This window comes from Lysinibacillus sp. KU-BSD001 (genome assembly GCF_042920265.1).
Classification (GTDB): domain Bacteria; phylum Bacillota; class Bacilli; order Bacillales_A; family Planococcaceae; genus Lysinibacillus_B.
Genome location: NZ_JBDQZI010000007.1, coordinates 193231 through 199353 on the forward strand (window position 1 = coordinate 193231; position 6123 = coordinate 199353).

The 6123-nt window shown below is 38.0% G+C and carries 5 protein-coding genes and 1 rRNA gene; 3 read left to right on the top strand and 3 right to left on the bottom strand.

The genetic code is table 11. From position 1 onward, the window contains the following. Positions 1-18: 18 nt before the first annotated feature. The gene (locus tag AAGS61_RS12455) at positions 19-1005 is read right to left on the bottom strand and encodes a YecA family protein (protein ID WP_391372181.1); all 987 of its coding nucleotides are present in this window, start codon (positions 1003-1005) and stop codon (positions 19-21) included. Between the two features lie 249 nt (positions 1006-1254). Beyond that, positions 1255-2157, bottom strand: coding sequence for a DMT family transporter (locus AAGS61_RS12460; RefSeq protein ID WP_391372184.1), 903 nt, complete (start codon positions 2155-2157; stop codon positions 1255-1257). Positions 2158-2286: 129 nt separating this feature from the next. On the opposite strand from AAGS61_RS12460, the gene AAGS61_RS12465 reads away from it, so the two are divergent. Further along, positions 2287-3186, top strand: a complete 900-nt coding sequence (locus AAGS61_RS12465) for a LysR family transcriptional regulator (RefSeq protein WP_391372187.1) — start codon at positions 2287-2289, stop codon at positions 3184-3186. An 80-nt stretch (positions 3187-3266) separates the two neighbouring features. Here AAGS61_RS12465 and AAGS61_RS12470 read toward each other — a convergent pair whose 3' ends face one another. After that, entirely contained in the window at positions 3267-3467 is a 201-nt protein-coding gene (locus tag AAGS61_RS12470; protein ID WP_391372190.1) for a cold-shock protein, read from the bottom strand. Positions 3468-3655: 188 nt separating this feature from the next. Between AAGS61_RS12470 and AAGS61_RS12475 the strand changes: the two genes are divergently transcribed. Both AAGS61_RS12475 and AAGS61_RS12480 read left to right on the top strand, forming a co-directional pair. Beyond that, entirely contained in the window at positions 3656-5329 is a 1674-nt protein-coding gene (locus AAGS61_RS12475) for a formate--tetrahydrofolate ligase (protein WP_391372193.1), read from the top strand. Between the two features lie 481 nt (positions 5330-5810). Next, positions 5811-6123: ribosomal RNA gene (locus tag AAGS61_RS12480) — 16S ribosomal RNA — on the top strand; the annotation flags it as partial.

The following is a 6123-nucleotide window of genomic DNA, read 5'->3' on the forward strand; positions in this document are numbered from 1 at the left end:
ATATTTCCTTCATTTACACTAAGCTGAGACAGCCGTATACTCTAGTAAATCTTGATAGTATTTATTTAATGACGAAGCAGATACACCGAAGCTCTCAGAGATTTCTTTCACTGTAAATGCTTTTCCTTCGAATAGACCGCGGTCTTGACCGAAACGAATAGCACCAGCCGCAATAGCAGCTGCTTTACGTGCTTTTGGTTGTTGTTCGATTAAGTAGTCTTCTAATGCAACGATTAATGCTTCACTATTACGGTTATGCTCTGCTAAGAAGTTTTTCGTTTGCTCTAATACATCTTGCTCAAACGTTGTAAACTCTTCACCTGCATAGCCACCAGCAACTAAGCTTGTCCATAATGCCAAATGGTTGTCTTTTAAGAATGTAAGTGCATCTTGCTCTTGATTTGCAAACGTCTTTGCGAAGTTCTCAAATACTTTTGTATGCTCAGCAGGGAAGAAGATCATTGTCGATACAGCTAATACATGATCTACTTGTTCTGAACCATCTGGTAATAAGAATGCAAACACATACATGCCTTCAGGAATTGGCTTATTGTTTTCGCGACGAATCATATAGGTTTTGCCAGTTAATGCATGAGCCGCTTTAAAATAACGTTCTTCTACAGTTTCTACGATACCGATGAAAATCTCAGGCGATTGCCATTGTTCTAACAATGAGGCTGTTTGCGGGCGCAATGTGCGTTTTGTTTGTCGCTTTAAATAATTTGTCCAAATGTCTGGGCGTTGGTGGAAGAAAAATTCATCTAGTACAACCGCTTCGATTAATTCACGTTGTAATTTTCCGTTCATCGCAGGTGACCATTTCTTCACTAATTCAATGTATTCGCGAATGTCTTTTCTCTCTGGATATACAGCATAAAAAGTTTGTAAAGTACTTTCAATTTCCTCATTAACTAAGCTTTTTACATCTACTTGCTGCTTACCTTCACAACATTTTTTATATTTTTTATTGCTACCGCATGGGCACAAATCATTACGTCCTACCATGTAAAACACTTCCTTTGTTTATTTAATAAAAATATGAGAGAAATTATAACTACTTAATAATAACGTCAGTTTGTTGTTAAGAAAAATGAAAGTATATTTCAAACATTGTGACATTTGCTTGCTATTAACTAATCTATGTTTTTTCTAGCGAATATATGACAGTATCGATAGATATGTTTATTTTTCATGAGGAAGAAATAGAGAGCGTTTGTTCTAATTTCTAAAATAAAAACAGCCTAAGTGCTATCCTTAAGCTGTTTCTTTATGTGTTGTTGAGCGTTTATTCATATAACGTGTTAAATACATTTGTTCAAATTGAGCTATTAAAGTCCCACATAAAATAAGAGCACCGCCAATGAAGAGTTGGGGTGTTAATACTTCACCGATAAATATCATTGCAAAAACAGCTGCGAAAATCGGCTCCAATGAAAAAATGAGTCCTGTATGCGTAGGCGATGTGTACTGTTGTGCAACAGATTGTGCGATAAAACAAAATGCTGTACAAATAACGCCTAATCCTAAAATAGCAATCCAGCTCGTTGACGTGGAAGGCAGTGTAGGGGATTCATAGAGGAATGTGAGAATCAAACCGAATAATCCTGCAAATCCTAATTGATAAGTGCCGTATGAAATAGAATCAACCGATTTTGTAAATTGACTATTAAGAATGAGGTAAACTGCATAAGCAACTGCTGCGATTGCAATTAAAACATCCCCTTGCTTAAATGATAGGGAATCTTTTAGTGTGAGTACGGATATACCGAACATCGTAATGATAATAGCAATCGTAACGGCCCTTGATGGCAATTTACGATCTAAGAAACTAGAAAAAATTGGTACTAATACAACCGTTAAGCTTAAAATAAAACCAGCGTTAGATGCAGTGGTTGTTTGTAATCCGAATAAACTTAATGCGAAAACAGTAAATAGTAAGAAGCCTTGGATACCGGCAAATCCTAATGTTTGTATATTGATGTTCCTCATTTTTTTGTAAAAGATGAGCCCAGCCACAACGAAGGCGATTGAACATCTTAGAGCGACGATGTTATATGTATCGAGTGTTTCAAGCCCCATCGTCATAAATGTATAGCTCAACCCCCAAAACATCGTAACGATTACCATCAATAAATTTGCTTTGTTTTGTAAACTCATCCTTTCACCACCATAAAAAACTGTTATAACACAACTATATAAGGAGCATTGTGATTAGTAAAACGAATGTTTATAATGGTTAACATGAAAGAAATTCATGGATGATTAAAAAATAGGGGTACATACATAATGAGTTTGATTAAATACGAAATTTTGCAAACGGTTGCAGAAGTACAAAGTTTTACAAAAGCGGCGCAGCAATTAGGATTAACGCAGTCAGCCATTAGCCATGCGATATCAAGTTTAGAAAAAGAATTTGGCTTTCCCCTCATTCACCGTAGTCGTACAGGAGTAAAACTAACAACTGATGGGCAAACAATGCTGTTAGCGATGCGGAAAGTGTTACAAGCAGAAGAACTGCTTCAACAACAAGCTGCGCATATTACAGGAGTGACAAAGGGGACGGTACGAATTGGGTTAATCTCTAGTATTTCGACAAAATGGATGCCTAGCATTATTAGAGTGATGGAACAAAGGTATCCAGGTATAAAAATTGAGTTACGCGAAGGCGATTATTATGAAATCGAACAGTGGCTTGTGAGCGGAGAGATTGATTGTGGCTTTTTAAATCGAGCGAGTTTTAAACAGTTTCGATATATACCACTCATTAAAGACCCGCTTATGTGTATTGTGTCATCAAACAGCCCCTTATATGAGCAAAAGCTAATTGATTTAAAGGAAATAGAAAATGAACATTTTATTATGCCTTCTTATAAAGGAACGAATGATGTCATTGCCATGTTTGAAAAGCATACTATTAAACCGAATATTCGTTTTGAACTATTCGATGAATCAGGTATTATTTCAATGGTTGAACATCATCTCGGTGTATCCATTTTACCAAAGCTTGTTTTAACAGGACTACCAAGTAATGTTCGAGCGATCCCATTTAAACAAGAAACGTTTCGTATCATAGGGTTATCGACAACATATAATATTTCGCCTGCTACAGAAAAGTTTATGGAAGTTTTAATGGAATGGTTAGAGGGAAATAACGGCATCGATTATTTATTGAAGGGGGCGTACTAAATAGAAGTGCTTGTGGTAAGGGGAGAGGTTGCAAACGTAAATGTTATTACAAAAAAACACCGGTATAAGCCGGTGTAACATTACTCTTTAAATACATTTGAAGCTTGTGGTCCACGATTTCCTTCAATTATATCAAAGGAAACAGGTTGTCCTTCCTCTAGTGTACGGAATCCTTCTCCACGAATACCAGTGAAGTGTACGAAAACGTCTTCACCATTATTACATTCAATAAACCCGTAGCCTTTTTCGTTATTAAACCACTTTACTTTACCTTGGTGCATGAGCGTTCTCCTCCCATACTTACAGATATAATTGTTGTTATCGCAAAATTAAGACAATTACCTTTAAAATATACAGGAACATTTAAAAACTGTCAACAAATTGGCTATATTTTAATCATTTAGGGCGCTTGTAATCGTCGGATATTGTATATAATAAAGTTTGATTACACTTGAAAGTAGGGGGCAACATGACAATCACAAAGCCACTAACAGATTTAGAAATCGCTAATCATGCAACAATGCAAGTGATTACGAAAATTGCTGAAAAGGTAAATATTCCAGAAGATGCATTAGAGCAATATGGTCGCTACAAAGCGAAAGTAGATCCAACTAAAATCCCTGGCAAAGCAACAGATAAGGTCGTTCTTGTTACAGCAATCAACCCAACGCCAGCAGGAGAAGGGAAATCAACTGTTACAGTAGGGTTAGCTGATGCATTAAGTCAGCTGAATGAAAATGTTATTGTAGCACTTCGTGAGCCGTCACTTGGTCCTGTGATGGGAGTTAAAGGTGGTGCTACAGGTGGTGGATATGCACAAGTATTACCGATGGAAGATATTAACTTACATTTTACCGGCGATTTCCATGCTATTTCGACAGCAAACAACGCGTTATCTGCTCTTATCGACAATCATATCCATCAAGGGAACGCTTTAAACATCGACCCACGTCGAATTTTGTGGAAACGCGTTGTGGATTTAAATGACCGTGCATTACGTAAAGTCGTTGTTGGATTAGGTGGCGCGGTACAAGGTGTACCACGTGAGGATGGCTTTGATATCACGGTAGCGTCTGAAATTATGGCGGTATTTTGTTTAGCGACAAGCTTAGAAGATTTAAAAATCCGCTTATCGAATATTGTCATTGGTTATACGTATGACCGTGAGCCTGTATTTGTACGTCAATTAGGTGTAGAAGGTGCATTAACGTTATTACTAAAGGATGCATTCAAGCCAAATTTAGTCCAAACGATTGAAGGCACACCAGCACTCATTCACGGGGGACCATTTGCGAATATAGCACATGGCTGTAACTCGATTGTAGCGACACAAACGGCACGTAAATTAGCGGATATTGTCATCACAGAGGCTGGGTTTGGTGCGGATTTAGGCGCTGAAAAATTCTTGAATATTAAAGCGCGTCAAGGTGGCTTTAAACCGGCTGCAGTAGTCATTGTAGCGACTATTCGTGCGTTAAAAATGCATGGTGGGGTAGCAAAAGATGTATTAGCTACGGAAAATGTAGCAGCCTTGAAACAAGGTATGTCGAACTTAGCGAAACATGTAGAAACTGTACGTGCCTTTGGTGTAGAGCCAGTTGTTGCATTAAACCGCTTCATTACAGATACAGAAGCAGAACTTGACACTGTATTAACATGGGCGAAAAATGAAGGCATTCGTATCGCCCGTACAAATGTATGGGAAGAGGGCGGAAAAGGCGGCATTGAGCTTGCCAAAGAAGTATTAGACGTATTAGCTGAGCCAAACGACTTCCATCATTTATACGAGCTACAAGAGTCCATTGAAGAGAAAGTAACGAAAATTGTGCAAACGGTCTATGGTGGAAGCGGTGTACAATTTACAGACACTGCGAAAAAGCAAATCGCACAGATTGAGAAATTTGGTTGGGATGTACTGCCAGTATGTATGGCGAAAACACAATATTCGTTATCAGATCAAGCAACATTACTTGGTCGCCCTGAAAACTTTACAGTTACGATTCGTGAAATTATTCCAAAGTTAGGTGCGGGCTTCTTAGTGTGTTTAACAGGGGATATTATGACGATGCCAGGGTTGCCAAAGCAACCAGCAGCACTACGAATGGATGTAGATGCAGAAGGGAATGCGGTTGGGTTATTTTAAGGGAAAAGCGCGGGAGAAAATCGCCCGCGTTTTTTCTGTTTCTAAAGAGGTAGAGGTTAAAATTGTTTTTAACTTGATATTCTTATAGTAGAAACTCTTTTAGATTGAGTAATAGAGAATTTAATATAGAACTAAATCTATTATTTTTATTGAATAAAAAGAGATAAATATCTTTATTTAAATGCTGGTTTTTTTGAATAGATGCAAATATAATGAGAGATGTGTTTTAATTAAGTAACAAGCTATTACTCCTTGAAATTAGTGAGCTTTTATATAGTAAAATAAAAAGAAAATTATTTTATAAAAACTATTGACGAATTTTAAAAGAGGTTGTAATATAGTAAATGTCGCTACGGTGACTGCAACGAAATGAACTTTGAAAACTGAACAAGCAAAACGTTAACAATAAACGTTTCTGAATAAGAAACGAAATTTTGGACATCAAACATGATGCCAGCAAATTTGAGCTTACTCAAATTCTTTTATGGAGAGTTTGATCCTGGCTCAGGACGAACGCTGGCGGCGTGCCTAATACATGCAAGTCGAGCGGACTTTCATTTGATGCTTGCATCAGCTGAAAGTTAGCGGCGGACGGGTGAGTAACACGTGGGCAACCTGCCCTGTAGTTTGGGATAACTCCGGGAAACCGGGGCTAATACCGAATAATACTTTCTAACTCATGTTAGAAAGTTGAAAGATGGTTCTGCTATCGCTACAGGATGGGCCCGCGGCGCATTAGCTAGTTGGTGAGGTAACGGCTCACCAAGGCGACGATGCGTAGCCGACCTGAGAGG